At 55.5% G+C, this 16,980-nt stretch carries 21 protein-coding genes; 5 read left to right on the plus strand and 16 right to left on the minus strand.

Features of this window, described 5'->3' with window-relative positions; genetic code table 11:
• The first annotated feature begins 11 nt into the window (after positions 1 to 11).
• Positions 12 to 686: an OmpW/AlkL family protein gene (locus MY069_RS13585; RefSeq protein WP_482794324.1), complete on the plus strand. Its 675-nt coding sequence runs from the start codon at positions 12 to 14 to the stop codon at positions 684 to 686.
• A 94-nt stretch (positions 687 to 780) separates the two neighbouring features.
• Here MY069_RS13585 and MY069_RS13590 read toward each other — a convergent pair whose 3' ends face one another.
• Both MY069_RS13590 and MY069_RS13595 read right to left on the minus strand, forming a co-directional pair.
• Positions 781 to 1,602 (minus strand): SDR family NAD(P)-dependent oxidoreductase, encoded by an 822-nt coding sequence (locus MY069_RS13590; RefSeq protein WP_482794325.1) that lies wholly within the window; start codon positions 1,600 to 1,602, stop codon positions 781 to 783.
• Between the two features lie 23 nt (positions 1,603 to 1,625).
• Positions 1,626 to 2,795 (minus strand): acyl-CoA dehydrogenase family protein, encoded by a 1,170-nt coding sequence (locus tag MY069_RS13595; RefSeq protein WP_482794326.1) that lies wholly within the window; start codon positions 2,793 to 2,795, stop codon positions 1,626 to 1,628.
• 95 nt (positions 2,796 to 2,890) lie between these two features.
• Between MY069_RS13595 and MY069_RS13600 the strand changes: the two genes are divergently transcribed.
• Positions 2,891 to 3,547 carry a rhomboid family intramembrane serine protease gene (locus MY069_RS13600; protein ID WP_482794327.1) on the plus strand — a complete coding sequence of 219 codons (657 nt, stop codon included), beginning with the start codon at positions 2,891 to 2,893 and terminating at the stop codon, positions 3,545 to 3,547.
• Positions 3,548 to 3,663: 116 nt separating this feature from the next.
• On the opposite strand, the gene MY069_RS13605 is transcribed toward MY069_RS13600, so the two are convergent.
• The 3 genes from MY069_RS13605 to MY069_RS13615 are packed head-to-tail and all read right to left on the minus strand — an operon-like array spanning position 3,664 to position 5,539.
• Entirely contained in the window at positions 3,664 to 3,966 is a 303-nt protein-coding gene (locus MY069_RS13605; protein WP_482794328.1) for a GIY-YIG nuclease family protein, read from the minus strand.
• 32 nt (positions 3,967 to 3,998) lie between these two features.
• A complete protein-coding gene (locus MY069_RS13610; RefSeq protein ID WP_482794329.1) occupies positions 3,999 to 4,934 on the minus strand; it encodes an NUDIX hydrolase in 936 nt (311 codons plus the stop codon).
• The gene (locus MY069_RS13615; protein ID WP_482794330.1) at positions 4,931 to 5,539 is read right to left on the minus strand and encodes a YfbR-like 5'-deoxynucleotidase; all 609 of its coding nucleotides are present in this window, start codon (positions 5,537 to 5,539) and stop codon (positions 4,931 to 4,933) included. The genes MY069_RS13610 and MY069_RS13615 overlap by 4 nt, the downstream gene beginning before the upstream one ends.
• Before the next feature lie 157 nt (positions 5,540 to 5,696).
• On the opposite strand from MY069_RS13615, the gene MY069_RS13620 reads away from it, so the two are divergent.
• Positions 5,697 to 5,846: a hypothetical protein gene (locus MY069_RS13620; protein ID WP_482794331.1), complete on the plus strand. Its 150-nt coding sequence runs from the start codon at positions 5,697 to 5,699 to the stop codon at positions 5,844 to 5,846.
• Here MY069_RS13620 and MY069_RS13625 read toward each other — a convergent pair.
• From MY069_RS13625 to MY069_RS13635, 3 genes are all read right to left on the minus strand, one after another.
• A complete protein-coding gene (locus MY069_RS13625; protein WP_482794332.1) occupies positions 5,843 to 6,484 on the minus strand; it encodes a hypothetical protein in 642 nt (213 codons plus the stop codon). The two genes, MY069_RS13620 and MY069_RS13625, sit on opposite strands and share 4 nt — an antisense overlap.
• 2 nt (positions 6,485 to 6,486) lie before the next feature.
• Entirely contained in the window at positions 6,487 to 7,737 is a 1,251-nt protein-coding gene (locus tag MY069_RS13630; protein WP_482794333.1) for an ATP-binding protein, read from the minus strand.
• Between the two features lie 90 nt (positions 7,738 to 7,827).
• Positions 7,828 to 8,676 (minus strand): TauD/TfdA dioxygenase family protein, encoded by an 849-nt coding sequence (locus MY069_RS13635; protein ID WP_482794334.1) that lies wholly within the window; start codon positions 8,674 to 8,676, stop codon positions 7,828 to 7,830.
• A 199-nt stretch (positions 8,677 to 8,875) separates the two neighbouring features.
• Between MY069_RS13635 and MY069_RS13640 the strand changes: the two genes are divergently transcribed.
• Positions 8,876 to 10,057 carry an amidohydrolase family protein gene (locus MY069_RS13640; protein ID WP_482794335.1) on the plus strand — a complete coding sequence of 394 codons (1,182 nt, stop codon included), beginning with the start codon at positions 8,876 to 8,878 and terminating at the stop codon, positions 10,055 to 10,057.
• 40 nt (positions 10,058 to 10,097) lie between these two features.
• Here MY069_RS13640 and MY069_RS13645 read toward each other — a convergent pair whose 3' ends face one another.
• The 8 genes from MY069_RS13645 to MY069_RS13680 all read right to left on the minus strand — a co-directional run bounded on the left by MY069_RS13645 (position 10,098) and on the right by MY069_RS13680 (position 16,254).
• Entirely contained in the window at positions 10,098 to 10,730 is a 633-nt protein-coding gene (locus MY069_RS13645; RefSeq protein WP_482794336.1) for a trimeric intracellular cation channel family protein, read from the minus strand.
• Positions 10,731 to 10,944: 214 nt separating this feature from the next.
• A complete protein-coding gene (gene ctrA, locus MY069_RS13650; RefSeq protein WP_070960207.1) occupies positions 10,945 to 11,646 on the minus strand; it encodes a response regulator transcription factor CtrA in 702 nt (233 codons plus the stop codon).
• A 124-nt stretch (positions 11,647 to 11,770) separates the two neighbouring features.
• Complete coding sequence (locus tag MY069_RS13655; RefSeq protein ID WP_482794337.1) at positions 11,771 to 12,607, minus strand: AAA family ATPase; 837 nt, start codon at positions 12,605 to 12,607, stop codon at positions 11,771 to 11,773.
• Entirely contained in the window at positions 12,607 to 13,611 is a 1,005-nt protein-coding gene (locus MY069_RS13660; protein ID WP_482794338.1) for a flagellar biosynthesis protein FlhF, read from the minus strand. The genes MY069_RS13655 and MY069_RS13660 overlap by 1 nt, the downstream gene beginning before the upstream one ends.
• Before the next feature lie 151 nt (positions 13,612 to 13,762).
• Entirely contained in the window at positions 13,763 to 14,773 is a 1,011-nt protein-coding gene (locus MY069_RS13665; RefSeq protein ID WP_482794339.1) for a TDT family transporter, read from the minus strand.
• 115 nt (positions 14,774 to 14,888) lie between these two features.
• On the minus strand, positions 14,889 to 15,248 hold the full coding sequence (locus MY069_RS13670) for a nuclear transport factor 2 family protein (protein WP_482794340.1): 360 nt from the start codon (positions 15,246 to 15,248) through the stop codon (positions 14,889 to 14,891).
• An 11-nt stretch (positions 15,249 to 15,259) separates the two neighbouring features.
• Positions 15,260 to 15,532, minus strand: coding sequence for a glutaredoxin 3 (gene grxC / locus MY069_RS13675; protein WP_482794341.1), 273 nt, complete (start codon positions 15,530 to 15,532; stop codon positions 15,260 to 15,262).
• A 212-nt stretch (positions 15,533 to 15,744) separates the two neighbouring features.
• Complete coding sequence (locus MY069_RS13680) at positions 15,745 to 16,254, minus strand: YkgB family protein (RefSeq protein WP_482794342.1); 510 nt, start codon at positions 16,252 to 16,254, stop codon at positions 15,745 to 15,747.
• Between the two features lie 124 nt (positions 16,255 to 16,378).
• On the opposite strand from MY069_RS13680, the gene MY069_RS13685 reads away from it, so the two are divergent.
• Entirely contained in the window at positions 16,379 to 16,972 is a 594-nt protein-coding gene (locus MY069_RS13685; RefSeq protein WP_482794343.1) for a TetR/AcrR family transcriptional regulator, read from the plus strand.
• Positions 16,973 to 16,980: the final 8 nt, after the last annotated feature.

The following is a 16,980-nucleotide window of genomic DNA, read 5'->3' on the forward strand; positions in this document are numbered from 1 at the left end:
GAGGCTCTGTTATGAAATCTTTATTCTGTTCCGCCCTCATGGTCACATCTGCGTTGATTGGGGCTGCGGCCTATGCAGATGACAATCCTTGGATGGTTCGTGGTCGCGTTCTTGGTGTCCTGCCCGATGAAAGTGCAGATCTGTCGGTCGGCAGTGCGGCCTTGGCAGGCAGTGTCGATATTGGCGATCAATACGTGCCTGAGCTCGACATCACTTACTTCTTTAACGACAATATTGCGGTCGAGCTGATCCTAGCGGTGACCCCGCATGATGTTGACGCGGTTGGCGTGACGGTGCCGGGTGCGCTCGACAATGCGACAGTCGATCTGGGTGATGTCTGGCTGCTGCCGCCGACCCTTACGCTGCAATACCATTTCGATACCGGCACACAGTTTAAGCCTTATGTCGGCGCTGGGGTGAACGCGACCTTCTTCTTTGATGAGGACAAAGGATCTGTCGCGGACGGCATCGATTATGATCCAAGCTTTGGCGGCGCGCTGCAAGTTGGCGTCGACTATGACCTCGATGGCGAGCCAGGCGGTTGGCTGCTCAATGCCGATATCAAGAAGGTCTGGATCAATACAGACGTGACCGTCGATTTCACCACCGCTTTGGGAGCGACTGTCGATGCGGATGTCGACATCAACCCGACTGTGGTTGGCATTGGTTTTGGCTATAAATTTTAGCCGACTGCCTCCTTACAATGCCAATCCATTTGCCCCGAACTGGCTGCGGTTCGGGGCACTTTTTAGTCTTCGCCAATGAAGGCTTTGAACCAATTTATGTGCCATCCCGACGCGACCGGAGTTTCGCAATTAGCGTCGGCACGTCATATTCGTCATCGCCGTCATAGCGCGGTGCGTTGCGCTCATAGGCGGCTTCGATCGCGTCATGGATCGGTTTGATCCGGACCACGTTGTAAGAGTGTGTAACGACGTAAAACTCACCGGCGCGGATTTGCTCAACGACTTTGTCCGCGAATGTATCTGCATCCATGGCGAATTGTTCAGAGCCTTTGGTCATGTCCGAGGCGACAAAGCCCGGCACAATCATGCCGATTTGAATGAAGTCGGGAAACTCATCCCGCATGGCTTCAGTCAGCCCGCGGACGGCGTGCTTTGAGGCGATGTAAGGCGCACTCTTTTGCACCGCGTTGAAGAAGGCGTTCTCTGAAGCGAGATTGTAAATCGCCGCCGGTTCGCCTTGCTCTATCATCCGTTTGCCGAAGATTGCCGCGCCATGCCACACGCCAAAGAAATTGACGTTCATGAGCCGGTGAAGGTCTTCAAGCGGCACATCGACCATCGCTTTGCGACCAATCGATATCCCGGCATTGTTGATTAGGACATGCGCGCCGCCATAGGTGTTCCAGGCAAAGTCGGCGAAGGATTCTATGCTTTTCGGGTCGGTCACGTCCATAACCATGGTGGACGCGTCAATGCCGAGCGCCTTAAGTTCCGCTAAGGCCGTGTCGAGGTAGCTTTGGCGCGGCTCGCCGATCACGATCTTCGCGCCTTCTTTGCCGAACCGCTTGGCGAGTCCGAAGCCGATGCCGGTCGCGCCACCTGTGATCACCACGACCTTGTCTTTAAAACTGTCCATAAGCTCTTCCTCCTAAGATCAGCCTAGACGGAGAGCTGGCGGGCGGCCAGGTCGCGCATAATTTCCTCGGAGCCGCCACCAATCGCCATGACCCGAACTTCGCGATAGATCCGCTCGACACGGTGGCCGCGAATGAAGCCGGCGCCGCCAAGAATCTGCATCGCTTCACGAGCGCAGAATTCGAGTGTTTCGGTGGCTTGCACTTTCAACATAGCAAGCTCGGCCACGGGCGTGTTGCCGTTCTGGACATGCCAAGCAAAAGTGTCGAGCATGGTCGTCGTTGCCCAGACGCGCTGCGCCATGCTGGCAATCTTGTGGCGAATGACTTGATGATCCGCGAGGCGTTTTCCAAAAGTCTTACGCTCCTGCGCCCAAGCAGCGGCTTCCTCGACACAAACCCGCGCTGAGGCGGCGGCTTGCGCGGCCATGCCGAGCCGTTCGCCATTGAAGTTCGCCATGATGCCGTAAAAGCCTCTATGCTCTTCTCCGATCAGGTTTTCCGCCGGAACGAAGACATCATCAAAGTGGATCGTGGCGGTGTCCGAAGCCCACCAGCCTTGCTTGGGCAAATCCGTTCGGCTGACCCCATCGCTTTCGAGATCGATGAGCAGGAGCGAGATGCCGCCCATGCCTTCGCCGCCGGTGCGGACCGCGGTGGTCAGCCATTTCGAGGTCATGCCGCCGGTAATGTAAGTCTTCGACCCATTCACCCGCCAGCCATTACCGTCTTTGACCGCTTTGGTTTTAAGCTGGGCGACATCCGATCCAGCGGACGGTTCCGTAATCCCCAGGCTGATTTGTTTTTCGCCCGAGAGGACTTTGCGGCCAATTTCGGTTTTCATTTCCTCGGTGCCGAGCGCCATGATCGGCGGCAGGCCAATACCATGGATCATTAACGCAGAGGACACCCCGCCGGCACCAATCCGCGCAAGTTCTTCTGAAGTCACGATCCCGTGGAAGCGATCAAATTCTGTGCCTTCGCCGCCATATTCGGTTGGATAGCCAATGCCGAGAATGCCTGCCGCTTTGGCCTTTTTGAACAGCTCGCGCGGGATCCTGCCGGCCTCTTCCCATTCCTCGACATAAGGCATGATTTCTTTGTCGACGAAGCCGCGGACAGAGCGGCGCCATTCTGTGTGGGTGTCATCCATATGCGGGCAGGGCGGGCGGAGGTCATCAAATGTCAAAGTCATAACCGCGATCGTGGCCGCAGCTGGAAGAAGGTCAAGCCGTCACGTGGCGGCAAAGCAGGGCTAGCGCTCCGCGCACCAGGCGCCATATGTAGAGCATGCAAGTCTATGATGATCAGACCGATCTACCTGAAAAGCCTCCGATTTTCCGCAAAGGATTTCCGACGGTCATACTGTTGCTCACCTGCGCGATTGTCGCGGTGTCGTTGATCCAGTTCAACGCGTCCCGCGCCACTGAAGACTGGATGTTCTCGGTGGCCGCGCTTGCAGGCGGTCCCAGCTTTGAAAATGTGTACCGGCCCTGGGGCGATTTCGCGCCTTATGTCTTGCACACATTCCTACATGGCGGGTCGTTTCACCTGATGCTGAACATGGCGATGCTGATCGCGATTGGACCGATCATCGCGCAAGCGCTTGGTAAGTCGGCCTTTGCGGCAGGCCTGTTCCTGGCCTTCTTCGCGGTTTGCGCCATTGGCGGTGGGCTTGCGCAAATGCTTTGGTACGCCATCGAAGCGCAAGACGGCATCGCGATCGGGGCGTCTTCGGCGATTTCTGGATTACTTCCTGCGGTCGGCTACATTCGCAATGGCTGGAAGGGCGCTTGGTCAATGAGTGTGCCTTGGATCCTCATCAATGTGGTCCTGGCGTTTCTGGGCGGCGATGTCGGCGTTATGAACATTGCCTGGGCCGCGCATTTGGGCGGCTTAGCCGCAGGCTTTTCGTTTCCGGTGTTTTTGGTTTTGGCGAGAAGGTAAGTTCATGCGTCACGCCCGATCGCGTCAGCGATCTGGGCGCCCATCTCGAGACCTAAAATTCGGATGATGGGCCCTCAGACGAGCTGCGCTCGTCGAGGGAGACGCGAGACATGACGTTATTCAAGCAGCTCAAAGTACAGATCACGCCAGTCAGGATTGTGCGTCTCAATCAAATTGATTTTATTCTTCCTGCGATAGCTTTTAATCGATTTTTCGCGGCGAATGGCTTCAGCAATCAGGTCATGCGTTTCGAACCAAACAAGTTTCCTACAGCCCCATTTCTTCGAGAATCCTGGAAACACGGCCTCGCGGTGCTGCCAGCTTCTTTTCAAGAGGTCTGATGTCACGCCGGTATAGAGCGTTCCGTTCTTTCGATTGGCCATCATGTAGACGGCGATAATTTTGTCCCAACTTGCCATCCTGCCTCCTCCAGCAGATTGGTTGGGTCCCCTTAACTTCGAAGCACGGGCGCGCTTAGCCCCCTCGCGCCGGTTTTGCGAAGGGCTTCGCGTTTGAAGCGGTACAGTTCGGCGGGGCGGCCGCCAGTGCTGCTTTCCATCTCGCCGGTTCCCTCGACAAAGCCGGTTCGTTCTAAAGCGCGGCGGAAGTTTTGTTTGTGCAGGCCCTGGCCGAGAATGGCTTCGACCGTGCTTTGCAACGCGGTGAGTGTGAACCGCGCAGGCATCAGTTCAAACACAACCGGCCGATAGCGAATTTTCGAACGCAAGCGGGCCATCGCCGTTGCGAGGATACGACGGTGATCCGATGCCATGGGTTCGCCGAGCAGGACCTCTGGCAATGGCAAGCCTTGATCGCGAGCGCATTCGGAGACGAGACCCGCTTCATATAGAAGTTCATAGCGCTCGAGGACGGCTTCGTCGGGCCAATCATTGCCCGCCAGGCCAAAGGCGCTTTCGGCGCGAGATAAACGATCCGGGTTGCCGGCTGCCCAAGTTGACAGCCTCGGTCCAATTTCGTCGTCAATTATCGCCGGACGCCCAGCGCGTCGATCTTCCCATGGGAAATGACGATACCAACCGCGCCAACGCGCTTCGAACGCTTCTGGCAATCGCTCAGCTTCTGGCGTCAGCGCGAGATAACCGACACTGACCACGCGGGCATTTGCGGGCGCGTCGAGCAAGGTGGCTTCTGGGCTTTCGCGGTCGCGGTCCCCAAATGTGTAGAGCTGCTCAACATAACCAAGTTGAAAACCGGTTTGTTCTTTCACCCAGCCGCGCAAAGCCAGTTCAAAGGTCCTGTGTTCGCCTGGGTCAAATGCACCGAATGGAAGCGCCAACAGTCCGCCTTCGCGGCGGGTTGTGAGGACGCGTGGTTTCTCACCATCATACGCGACGATCACTACTGACAATCCAATCAGCAGGCTCATGCAGGTGCCTCAATTTCTGAGAGCAGCGCGACGGTTCGGCCAATCATCTCAGCTTGCGCCGCTTCGGTGGGCTGCGGGTGCAGGTCGAGTTGGATTCCGCGCGGCGGATGCCCGAAAAAGCGATCCGATTCGGCAACAGAGAACCCGGCAAGCTGGGTGGCTTCGAACCAGGCGCAGATATTGTCAGCCTTTTTGATCAAGCGTTTCAAACTACCTGGCGTTTCTGCGGGCAAGCCAAACCGGGCATGGATGGCATAGGCAAGGCGCGCCTCGATGTCTTTATAGCCATCCCCGAGCACCGCTTTGAACGGTGAAATCATATCGCCGATGACATATTCGGGCGCGTCATGCAGAAGCGCCAGGAGGCGGGATTTCGGATCCAGCCGCGGTTCGAGCTGTACGCATAAGGCTTCGACAATAACGCTGTGCTGAGCGACCGAAAAGGCATGGGCGCCTTTGGTTTGTCCGTTCCAGCGCGCGACCCGTGCAAGCCCGTGCGCGATGTCTTCTATCTCGACATCGACTGGGGAAGGGTCAAGCAAATCTAAACGGCGTCCGGACAGCATGCGCTGCCAAACTCGAGCCGGAGGTTTTCGGGAAGGCATTCTTGAACTCATTCGACCGGTGATTGCGCAAAATCGGTCAGGCGTAAAGAAATAGGGCGGTTTTGATTACGAATTGCCTCAGCTGTGCCGAATTTGACTCAGCTCTCGTTAAGACGTGGCCGTCATATTCACCTGATCGACGGCGCAAGACCGAGGCATGGTGATGATTGAGACATTGGTGAATTGGGCTGGGCAATCCAGCACAGCATGGTGGGTGCTCTCCCTCGCAGTAATCTGCATTTTGGTTGAAGCCATCCGCACCAGCGCGGATGTCTTCTGGGCTGATATGGTTGAGGACGAAGACTAAGTCTTCGACACGACCTGCGCGCGAACCACGCTGTCTGAAAACAGCGAAAAGTGGAACAAAAACCAGGACACGATTCCAACGAATTTGGCGCCGTCTTCGAGGACGACCCAAACGGGCTTGATGCTGTGGGCGATTTGATCGATCCCGACACTTGCGGCAAAGGCCGCCAGACTAACCGCTAGGATCCAACTCGATTTGGTTTTGAAAAACTGAAAGTTCCAGACGAGATATGCCGCCATTATCCCGGTATAGATCGCAATGATCACGACTTGCGGAACGCCCAATTTTGGAAATACGATTTCGTGAAATAAATAAGCGTCATCCAGCGCTAGCAGAGTTGAAACCACAGCACCTTGAAGGGTAGTATTGGTTAGGTCTTTCTGTCTCAAACCGTAGCCGACCCAGGCGGTGAATAACAATATCGCAGCCGTAGCGGCCCAGATCATGATGCCCAAAGTCGAGATCGCGCCGTCATAGATATGGCAGCAGTCGCCTGAGAGCTCTCCGACGGTTTGCGTGTCTAGGTAAAGCCAACGCGGGTCGACCCAAGGCTGCACAGCCGTCGCCAGAACGAGCAAACCTGCCATAAGGATGACGATGATCGCGATCCGATCAAACCCGCTGCTGATCCGCTTCATCTTCATGTCTGATATTTCGCCTCACACCCATGAGTAACGGTCTTGTCGTTCGGGGTCCGAAACTTCTCGATAATCGGATTCAAATAGGTGCCGATCGCAGGCATAGGGTCTGAAAGATCGAATATGGCATGGCAAGATCGAACCGCGTCCCATCCGATGCTAGGAAGTTCGTAGAGCGCCTGGAAGATCGACTTTTGACCCGTGGCAACACCGCGCTTGAGGCGCATCAAGTCGCCTTTCGTCCAAACGTATCGGACACCGTGTTTGGTGTCCCAGGCATCATCTTGATCGCCCAGGTCGACGCCTAGAGCATGCTGCAATCCGAGGAGGCTATGATGAACGCCGGCAGCTTCGGAGATGCGTGCAAGGCTGGTGCGTGGATTAAGCTCCATAAAGGTCGTTTCGCCGGTGTCAGGATCGACGATGAATTGCGTGCATCCGGTGAAGCTGTAATCGAGCGCGCGTACCAGTTTTTCGGTCGCGTCTTTAACGGGCTGCGAAGGCGCAACTGTAACCCCCAGCGTTGTGTAACCTGTGCCGTCATCTTCATGTGTGCGTAAAGCGGCCACCGCCGCCGCTTTCAGCAAGCGCCCGTTTTGCGCACTAAAAATCACGCTGTGGCGCGGACCTTTGACGAATTTCTGAATGATCAATTCTGGATGCTCGCTCGGCCACGCCGGGAAGGCTGACGCAAGCTCACTTTCAGACTGCGTAATAATCGCTTTGCGCCCGAACAGTTCTGCATCCACATTTGACGGCTTTACGATGAGCGGGAACCCAATCCGTTGGCTGGCAGCGAGCAGAGCGTCCTGGGACTCGATGATTTCAAACGGAGCGAGGGGCACCCCAAGTTCTCGGCATAGCCGAAACATCTCGCCCTTACTCGAACAAAGCGAGACGGTTTCCGACGATGGCATAATCAGCGTTGCGATCCGCTCGAAGGTTTCGCGATGCCGCATGATCAGTCGTGACGCAGATTCTGAAACGGGTTGAATGACATCAATTTGCGGATTCTGCGCAAGCCAATTCAAGATGGCAGGCAAGGCGTCATCGGTGCCATTATCCGTCGACGGATGCGAGAATGTGCCGTGTAAATAGCGCGACCATTCAAGGTAATTGCTATAGATCGAGACCCCAGCAAAGACCTGCGCGCCTTGTTTGTGGAGCGCTTTGGCGATCGGAAAGGCCATGCGAGAATCGCCAAGCAGAAGCACGCTGACATTGCCTGCGATGTTCTGAGCATTTGATTGCATGATCGGAGCCGATCCCGGGATTGCCTTTAGGTCCCATGAGAGCAAGCAAAGCGCAGGCCAAAGCGTCTAAATTGCGATCTTTGAAACGCCTTAACTCGCGACCCGCGCGCCAATCGTTGTCCGATGCAAGAGGCGGTCATGTCCGGCATAGCCGCCCGTGGCCATATGTAAGACCGATCGATTGTCCCACATCACAAGCATATTGGGTTGCCATTTGTGGCGGTAGTGGAATTCTGGCCGGGTCTGCCAGTGATAAAGATCCATGAGGAGCTGATTCGACGCCTCCGGATCCATATCCTCAAACCCGGTAATATAAGCGGCGGAGCTAAAGATGGCTTTGCGACCGGTTTCGGGATGGGTGCGAATAATATCGTGAGTGTGGCTCGTTAGCGCCGCATTCGAAGGACGGATATCCATGCTGCGATCACTCGCATCGCCGTCGCCATAGAGGCCGTCTTTGGCATAACCGCGGGCGGCGGAGTGGATGGCTTTCTTGCCGTCTAGCCGCTGCCGCAACTCATCAGGCATCTCGTCTAGAGCTTTGTATTGATTAGCAAACATTGTATCGCCGCCGGTTGGCGGGATAGTGATGCCAAACAGGCAGGTGCCCGCCGGCGGGGTTTCCTGAAAGCTCCAATCAGAATGCCAAATCTCGGCAAAGATGGGCGAGGTCTCGTTCGCCGCGCGTTTCACCGCAATGATATGATCTCGGCCGGGAATTGGCGCAATGAAAGGGTCATCTCCAAAGGGACCAAAACAGAGCGTGAAGCGTTCAAGGTCATCGTCACTCATTGCTTGGTCGGGGAAGGACAGGACCAAATGCTCAAGCCAGGCGGCGCGGATGTCATCAATCATCTGCGGATCTAAAGGCTGGGTCAGGTCCACGCCTGTGACGGATGCGCCGCAGGCTTGGTCACTCGGGGTGATTGTCAGTGTCATTTCGGCATTCCTCCGGTCCCCAATTTTTATGTCCGGCACTGAACCAAATATAAAGGCCTCTGCCAAGGCGGAGAAAGTTGATGCGCGCGCCGTAAGATTGAACCTGCGCCACTGGCTACCCCGTTCAATAGGTCTTGCTTGCCTGTGCGCCACCAATCTCATACGCTTCCTCTGAAGCTTGATGTGGAAGGAATTCATCATGGTCTACGCGCCCGCAAACCGAGCCATTTATGATGCGGATAGTCACATCATGGAGCTGCCAGATTTCCTCAAAAAGTATGCCGACCCAGATGTGCGCGATGACATCCCGGAAGTGAATTACTCGGCCTCTCTTGTGACCGATGAAGAAGTCGCGGTGATCATGGATCAGGGCGGCCAGCATTCGGAGACGCATGTCGCTGATCAAATCGCTTTAGGCGATGCACTGATCTCGCAATCAAAAGAGATCCAAGCTTTGGGGGCGTTCAATGCGAGTGATCGATCGAAAGCGATGGACATGTTGGGGTTCAAAAAGCAACTCGTCTTTGCAACCCATTCGGTCGTGCTTCCCTTCCATCCAAGTTCTAAGACGGACCCGAAGCTTCGCTACGCAGCGACGCGGGCGCACAATCGCCATATGGCTGATTTCTGCGCTGACGACCCGAGGCTCATGGGGGTTGGGATTGTTCCGCTCGATACGCCCGAGCTTGCGATTAAAGAGCTCGACTTCGCTATTGAAAGCGGCATGGAAGCGATCTGGGTGCCGCATCGCGCACCGATTGGGTTTGCGCCGGGCCATGTCGATCTAGAGCCGTTCTGGGCACGCCTCGCTGAAGCAGGTGTGCCGTTCGTGTTGCACGTTGGCGGGTCGCCGCTGCAGGCGCTGAAATCGTGGAGCAATAATGGCCGTGCCGCCGTACGCGACTGGATGGGCGGCGGTGAAAATGTGCGAACCAAAGATGCCGCGGTCCTGCACCAGCCGGTCGAAGCCTTCCTTTCAATGATGCTAATCGATGGGCTGTTCGAGCGTCACCCAAACTTGCGCGGCGCTGCAGTAGAGCTTGGCGCGGGTTGGGTGCCGGAATTGTTGCGCCGGCTCGATTGGGTCACCCGCGTTTATGGCCGCGTAGATGAAACTTTGAGGTTCTCCCGCAAACCGTCTGAGCAACTCACTATGCAAATGGGCTTCACGCCATTCCCGGTCGAGGATGTCAGTGTCTTGATCGAGCAATCCTCGCCGGACCTGTATTTATTCTCGTCCGACTATCCTCATGTAGAGGGCGGACGTGACCCGATTGGCAAGTTTGAAGGCTATCTCACAGACGCGAACGAAGCCGTTAAAACCAAATTCTATACAGAGAATTTCCTCCGCCTCTGGCCGGAGGCACGGGTCCACGAATAACTAAGATCCGTGGCTGAAGTCGCTGTAAACCGGGTGCTCGCTAAGGGTCCCGTTTCACGTTGCCGCCAAGCTTAGGAAGTGAGTAGCCGAAGACGATTGCCCCGCCGCGAATGGCGAGCGTTAATAGTGCGGCCAAGATCGCAGCCAGCTCCATCGACAGTCCAACTTCGCTCAAAATCACAAACACCGTCGCGCCTCCCAAAGCTGCGGTTGCATAGACTTCCTGTTTGAGAATAAGCGAGGGCTGACTCAAGAGAACATCGCGAATGATGCCTCCAAATGTTGCTGTGACCGCCCCCATGAAGATCGCAACAATCGCCGGCGCGCCTGCATCGAGCGCTGATTGTGCGCCAGCTACTGAAAACACGGACAAACCAATTGCATCCGCCCAAATCAGCGCTTTCTGGCGAGACCACAATAATTGATGCGTAACACTCGCGACAATGGCGCCCGCGATACAGATCATCACGGCGGATTGGTCACTGACCCACCAAACCGGTGAAATACCAAGCAATACATCGCGTATCGTTCCGCCACCGACGCCGGTAAAGAACGCAATGATCAATACACTCAGAAAATCGAGCTGATTGCGGATCGCGGTGAGGGCGCCAGAGATGGCAAATACAAACAGACCAAACACGTTCAAAACCGCGAAGACGTCCCAGATTTCCATACAGATTTCCTCCTAGATGGCGGTTTTTGAGGTGGCGCGCCTCAACCAGACGTGTTCGCGTAAGGCTTGCAATATCGACCGGCATCGACAGCTGAATCAATATCCGAGTTAAAAGACTTTAGCATCCCAAATCCATCCCGATTTCAGCTGCCTCTCAAAACAAAACCCGATGCTTGCGCACCGGGTTTAAAGGTAATTCGGGGGTGAGGAAGGGTTAAGCGGCGACCGCTTCCTTCTTCGGTTTCGGGTCGCGAAGCACATAGCCGCGGCCCCAAACAGTTTCGATATAGTGCTCGCCACCTGTGGCCTGCTGCAATTTCTTGCGCAGCTTACAGATGAACACGTCGATGATTTTAAGTTCAGGCTCGTCCATACCGCCATACAGGTGGTTGAGGAACATTTCCTTGGTGAGCGTCGTGCCTTTACGGAGGCTGAGCAGCTCGAACATTTGGTATTCTTTGCCGGTGAGGTGGACGCGCTCTTCGTCGACTTCAACAGTCTTTGCGTCCAAGTTCACCAGGATTTCGCCGGTGCGGATAACGCTCTCAGCGTGACCTTTCGAACGACGTACGATGGCCGTGATACGAGCAATCAGTTCGTCTTTGTTGAATGGCTTGGTGAGGTAATCGTCGGCGCCATAGCCGAGTGTTTTCACTTTAGCTTCAATGTCTGGGTTACCAGACAGAATCAGGACAGGTGTATTCACCCGAGCCATACGCAGCTGTTTCAGCACGTCATAGCCAGAAATGTCCGGAAGCGAGAGATCGAGAATGATAATATCATACTCATATACCTTGCCCAGATCGACGCCCTCTTCACCGAGATCCGTCGTGTAGATGTTAAAGCCAGCGGCCTTCAGCATCAGTTCGATACTGCGGGCGACCGCATTATCATCTTCAATTAGTAAGACTCGCATATTCAGCTCCCCGAATCAGTCTATTCGCTTTCCTAGCGTGATCGTTAACCATTGTGAATCTAGGTAATGAAAGTAACCGAAGATTTAACAATCGCATTCGAAACGATGTTTTTATTCATACCTCTTAAGAATGAAGGTCTTGCCCAGTGCGCCCGAGAAGCGTGTGAGCAATGGCGATAACGTCCTGAATCGGTTGAGAGGACGAATTTGTTGAGATTAACGTTTTTTGGCTGCGAATAGCTTCGCGGACCGCGTCATCCCGAATAACGGTGCCAGCAAGTTGCGGACGGAAGCCGAGGAAAGTCTGGCAGGCTTGAGACACAGCAGAGAACGTGCTCTGGCCGGCGGCTCTGGTTTCGCACTGATTAATCGCAATCATCTGTTCGACACTCGGCGCGTAACCTTTTAGTACTTTGATAAAGGCATAGGCGTCTGTCATTGAGGTCGGTTCATCGGTGATGACCATCAGAACTTTATCTGCGGCGCGCGCGAGGCGCATACAATTGGCTTCGATCCCTGCGCCGAGGTCTAAGATGACTTGATCATATTGCAGCGCGAGGGCGGAGAGACCCGCGGCGAGACGAGCGACTTCTTCTGAAGACATCTCTGCCAGCGCGCCCGAGCCTGAGCGGCCTGGCAGCACATCAAACCCGCCATTAGCAGACCCGCCATCGACGGGGGTTACCGCGTCTTCAAGCTCAACCCAGCCAGCAATGACCGCGGCTAAATCTGTTTCTGGCGCGATCCCAAGCTGGACATCGACATTGGCGAGGCCAAGGTCGCCATCGACGAGAAGTGTACGACGACCGGCTTGCGCCATCGCGCTGGCCAACGTGATCGACATGAAGGTTTTCCCGACCCCACCTTTGCCAGATCCAACCGCGATAATCGAGGCAGGCTCGACGCGTCGCGGAGGGCGCTGGTTCGGGCGCTCTTGCGATTTTGGAAGGAGGAAGCTCATTATGCGGCTCCTTTTAGAGCGACATGGGCAGGTGCGTCTTCTGTCAGCAACTGGGCCAGTCTTGATGGGGTCGCGGGGACCAAGCCGCCGCCGATAAATGGCGTGATGGCGAGGTGGGAGAATGAGATTTTGGCAGCGATCAGCGCGGATACGATACCGCCGCGGCGACGCGTGACATCTAGTTTGGTGACAATCGCACGGCGGACGCCGCAACGCGCAAAGGCTTTTGCCGCTTCGGCTTGATCTTCTGGGTGTCCTTCGGCGCTGATCACGAGCACAGGTTCTGCATCAATCACCGCTAACAGGTCCTGCAAGCTCGCCATATCTTCTTGATCAAACGGAATGATGGCCGGCATATCAATGATGCAGCGCTGGTCATTCTCTTTGATCGTTTTCAGCAACGCGAACAAATCGTCTGGTGTGGTGACCGAACGGACTTGGTTTTGCTCTTTCTCGAGATAAGCAGCGAGTTGCGCGCCGCCTGCTGTCAGATCAAGATCTGCAGCAACTGGCAGCACTTCAGCTTTTGCGACCGCAGCGCGGCGGGTGAGCTTTGCGGCTGTGGCCGTGCGGCCATGACCTGGCGCGCCGACAAGCACGATGTTTCTGTGCGGAACCGGCGGAATTGGATCGCAAGTGATGGTGCTGTCGAGACCGGCAGCCAGCGCAGAGCCAGGCTCGCTGGTTTCGAAGCCGCCGGTTAGCCCAGCATCGGCGATGCGTTCTGCAAAACGTTCAGGCGTGCCGTGCCAAAGCAGCGAGTCGCGAACCCGATTGCGGATCGGGCTCTCAACCAAACGTGGAGACGGGTTTGCGCCGAGGCGCGTTAGTATCCGCGACTCACTGGGCACCATTCCGCCGCCCATTTTATCGGTCGCCGCCCGGACTTCCACGCCTCCTGGCACTTCGCGTTCGGACAAGATGATCGCATCGTCGCCCATTTCCGCGAAGATCAATGCCTTTGCTGCCTCTAAGGACTCAGCGGCAAACATCTTCATTCGCATACAGCACACTCCACTCTATGAAATGAGTGTTGCGCCGAAATGGTTAACAGATTCTGTTGATTTATTAGTTTTTTACGAATTCGCGCCTTTGTGGGCGATGTTTAATGTGGATGGCCCAAAAAGCTGTCACGCATGGCGGCACCCAAACAAACTATCCCAAGCCTTGCATCGCCTCAATTTGTTGCTCGGTTCTGCGCACCGTTTTTGCGCAGGTGCACCAGGTTGCGCGGACAGTTGCGATCAGTGCGAAACTTGTTGTGAAACAAGCGACAATCAGCAAACCCATCGCCGCATAGAGCGCAATATTTCCGGATTGATCCGAAATCCTAAAATACCCAGCCGCCACAGTCGCGATGGGAAACGTCGTCGCCCACCAGCTGAGCGTGATGCCGGCTTTGCGGATGAAGTTCAGCTGCAACAACAAGACTGCGATAAAGAACGCGCCGCCACTGAGCAGCAAGTTCGGCGCGTGCCAGCCAAGGTTTGGGAATAAGGTCAGAAGCGCTCCAGCGGCCAGGCCAAACGGCGCCGCGGCAATGAATAGGCTGGGGCGCAATTCTGGGGCGACCGCAGGTTCAAAAACCAAACGGCGGAACACCAAGGGGAGCAGCATGACCCAAACCATCACGCCGATGCCAAATGTCAGTAAAGGGAACTCAACTGGCCCGATGCCTGGCCAGGTCATGCCGGAGGTCATGATGCCCGCGGCTGGAAGGAACCAAGTCGGGTTCAAATCAGATGGTGCATAATCATGGGTGAGCCATCGCCCGACAAAACCAATCAGCAAAATCACATGCAGCACCGACGCGGCAGCCCAGATCACGCCGCCCATCGACCAAGCATCGGCTAATGTGCCTCCGATGACCATCGCTGCCATCAGGCCTGGAGCGAGGAGATTTGCGCGATTGGCGGTGGATAGATCCTCGGCGACTTCGTCGCTGTGGCGCAGTAATTTTATCAGATACAGCAAGACATCCACGACTAAAATCCCGCCAGCCAGACAGAGAACGCCCATGCCGATCGTGTTTAGAAGCTCGAGATTGAGCCGGGGCGCGGCTATGATCGCAGCGGAGGCCAATCCTGCCAGCCCGAGCGCAATTGGAAACAGCGCCGTTGGGATACGGACCAGCAATTGTCCTGCGCCTTTAAACGAGAGTGCCATTGCAACCGCCTAGCATGAAATAGTCCTGTCTGTGATCGATCACTCTTGCGGTTATAGCAAGAGCAGAGCCCACGCCTCGTCCTATCCTGGCGACGCGCGGGCTCTGCGTTACTGATCAGACGTTGCTATGATAATAGCGCTCGTCCACGATCTTTCCGTCTTTCCAAGTCGTCACCACAGCTTGGTTTTGGACAATATGTTGACCATCCGTCGTTTTGAACTCCATGGTCGCTTCATAAAAGGTCTTGTCACCGCCAGCGCCTTTGGAATGAGCGCTATATTGGATGAACTCCGACACGCCGGCGAGTAGATCTTTCTCGACTGCGATGGTGTGATCGCGACCGGTTTTGGGCGCCTGACCAACTTCTTGAATGGTCACGTCTGGGGCGAAGAAGGCTTCCATGCCTTCGACAAATTGGCCTTGTGCGAGCATGCCGAGGAGCGTGTCGAGCTGAGCGAGATTTTGTTGTTCCATAGTCTTAGTCCTTAGAGTTGTGGTTCGAGGGTGAGCAACTGGTCCAAACGACCTGCAGCATCGAGTTTGAAGAGATCATCCGCGCCGCCGACATGCGTGTCGCCAATGAAGATTTGCGGCACGGTGTGTCGGCCGTTTGAACGAGCCAGCATTTCACCGCGTTTCTCGGGGACGATTTCAAGATCGTATTCTTCCCAATCGGTGATGCCTTTTTCGCGCAGCAAGGCCTTGGCGCGTTTGCAGTATGGGCAATGGCCCATCGTGTAGAGCAGGATATGCGGCATAGGAGCGGTCCTTTCGGTAGGTGCGGGTTGGAGCTTTAGGCGAACAGCGATGGTTGCTGCGCCAGGGCGATGGTCCAGATCACGCCTGTCAGGGCAGCTAAAAGGCCGAGCGTGATGATGCGAGACGTGGTGGTTGCGTTAGACATGATGTGATCCTTTCTTGGGCCGCGCAGATCGCCGGTTAGCGACCTGCGCGATTGGATGATTGAGGGTTACGCGGCGTCGGCCACACGCTTCAGCTCATTGCCGGCGAGAAACAGTGCTCCTGCGAACAAAACGGCGTCTTTGAGTAGGAATTGACCTGGAACAACGGACAGAGCGGGGAAGCCGCCTAGGCTTTGTTCCCAGCCCGGCGCGGTCAGCAAGAAGCTAAAGGTCAGCAGGAAGGTGAAGGCCGCAGCGACGGCGCCGAGCAAGCCAATTCTGGCAAATTTCAATCCGGCGATCAGAGCGATCGCGGTGACGATTTCGATCGAACCGATCAGGTTAGAGGCGCCTTGAACACTGGTCACACTGTAGAGCCAACTGGTTAGCGGACTGGAGGCAACCAGGCCCTCAATGGCGCCGGCTTCATAAGCGGTGAATTTCATCGCGCCAATCCAGCCCAACACACCAGCGATCGAGAATCGAAGACCATGACGGCCAATACCGGTGACTTTCTGAGACAATGCGCTGAGCTCGTCTGCGGATTGACCGGCGAGGATTGCAGTTGACTGGGACATTTTAATCTTCCTTCTTGAAATATTGACCGTTTGGTCTTTAATTGGGTGTAACGAGACGTTTTGCGTCTGCGAGAGTTGAAATATGGATTAAAGACCAATCGGTCAAGAATATAGGAGATCACAGATGCGTGATCGAAATGCACCAGGCCGTCCGAGAGAGTTTGATGACATCAAAATCCTCAGAAAAATCATGCACCTATTCTGGAAGAATGGGTTTGATGGCGTCTCTCTTTCAATGATTATGAAAGAGACAGAGTTGCAGAAAGCGAGCCTGTATGCGGCTTTCGGAGACAAACGCTCAATGTATCTGAAGGCGCTGGCGCAATATCACACAGATGTGGTTTCAGCGGCGGCAAGCGCCTTGAAAGACGGGTCTCTTCCTCCGCAGGCACGGATCGAAGCCCTGATCAGAGCGCCGCTCAATGCGGCAACTAAGAATGACCGATCGGGGTGTTTTCTCTGTAATGCCTCGGCCGATCAAGCTGACCTGGACGTCCCAACCAAGGCGCAAGTGTCGATCGGGTTCGAGCAGCTCACCAAGGGCTTGATCGTTCCGCTGCAAGATCTTTTCCCAGACCTCGGTCTGGCCGAAGTGCAAGCGAGAGCGGAGGCGTTGCTATCGGTGTATGTCGGATTTCGCATCATGGTGCGAAGCGGCGTCGCCATTGAAGGGCTAGAACTCGCCGCATCGCATGCCATGAAAATGGCGCGCGAGTAGTTTGATAT

Source organism: Hyphomonas sp. ske169, assembly GCF_056850855.1.

Bases quoted from the DNA above. Each gene is read 5' to 3' on its own strand.
- MY069_RS13595 (WP_482794326.1), bottom strand. From the start codon at position 2,795: ATGACTTTGACATTTGATGACCTCCGCCCGCCCTGCCCGCATATGGAT.
- grxC (WP_482794341.1), bottom strand. From the start codon at position 15,532: ATGCCGCATATCCTGCTCTACACGATGGGCCATTGCCCATACTGCAAA.
- MY069_RS13665 (WP_482794339.1), bottom strand. From the start codon at position 14,773: ATGGCACTCTCGTTTAAAGGCGCAGGACAATTGCTGGTCCGTATCCCA.
- MY069_RS13685 (WP_482794343.1), top strand. From the start codon at position 16,379: ATGCGTGATCGAAATGCACCAGGCCGTCCGAGAGAGTTTGATGACATC.
- MY069_RS13590 (WP_482794325.1), bottom strand. From the start codon at position 1,602: ATGGACAGTTTTAAAGACAAGGTCGTGGTGATCACAGGTGGCGCGACC.
- MY069_RS13640 (WP_482794335.1), top strand. From the start codon at position 8,876: ATGGTCTACGCGCCCGCAAACCGAGCCATTTATGATGCGGATAGTCAC.
- MY069_RS13615 (WP_482794330.1), bottom strand. From the start codon at position 5,539: ATGCCTTCCCGAAAACCTCCGGCTCGAGTTTGGCAGCGCATGCTGTCC.
- MY069_RS13620 (WP_482794331.1), top strand. From the start codon at position 5,697: ATGGTGATGATTGAGACATTGGTGAATTGGGCTGGGCAATCCAGCACA.
- MY069_RS13630 (WP_482794333.1), bottom strand. From the start codon at position 7,737: ATGCAATCAAATGCTCAGAACATCGCAGGCAATGTCAGCGTGCTTCTG.
- MY069_RS13680 (WP_482794342.1), bottom strand. From the start codon at position 16,254: ATGTCCCAGTCAACTGCAATCCTCGCCGGTCAATCCGCAGACGAGCTC.
- MY069_RS13655 (WP_482794337.1), bottom strand. From the start codon at position 12,607: ATGAGCTTCCTCCTTCCAAAATCGCAAGAGCGCCCGAACCAGCGCCCT.
- MY069_RS13600 (WP_482794327.1), top strand. From the start codon at position 2,891: ATGCAAGTCTATGATGATCAGACCGATCTACCTGAAAAGCCTCCGATT.
- MY069_RS13605 (WP_482794328.1), bottom strand. From the start codon at position 3,966: ATGGCAAGTTGGGACAAAATTATCGCCGTCTACATGATGGCCAATCGA.
- MY069_RS13660 (WP_482794338.1), bottom strand. From the start codon at position 13,611: ATGCGAATGAAGATGTTTGCCGCTGAGTCCTTAGAGGCAGCAAAGGCA.
- MY069_RS13610 (WP_482794329.1), bottom strand. From the start codon at position 4,934: ATGAGCCTGCTGATTGGATTGTCAGTAGTGATCGTCGCGTATGATGGT.
- ctrA (WP_070960207.1), bottom strand. From the start codon at position 11,646: ATGCGAGTCTTACTAATTGAAGATGATAATGCGGTCGCCCGCAGTATC.
- MY069_RS13585 (WP_482794324.1), top strand. From the start codon at position 12: ATGAAATCTTTATTCTGTTCCGCCCTCATGGTCACATCTGCGTTGATT.
- MY069_RS13625 (WP_482794332.1), bottom strand. From the start codon at position 6,484: ATGAAGCGGATCAGCAGCGGGTTTGATCGGATCGCGATCATCGTCATC.
- MY069_RS13635 (WP_482794334.1), bottom strand. From the start codon at position 8,676: ATGACACTGACAATCACCCCGAGTGACCAAGCCTGCGGCGCATCCGTC.
- MY069_RS13645 (WP_482794336.1), bottom strand. From the start codon at position 10,730: ATGGAAATCTGGGACGTCTTCGCGGTTTTGAACGTGTTTGGTCTGTTT.
- MY069_RS13670 (WP_482794340.1), bottom strand. From the start codon at position 15,248: ATGGAACAACAAAATCTCGCTCAGCTCGACACGCTCCTCGGCATGCTC.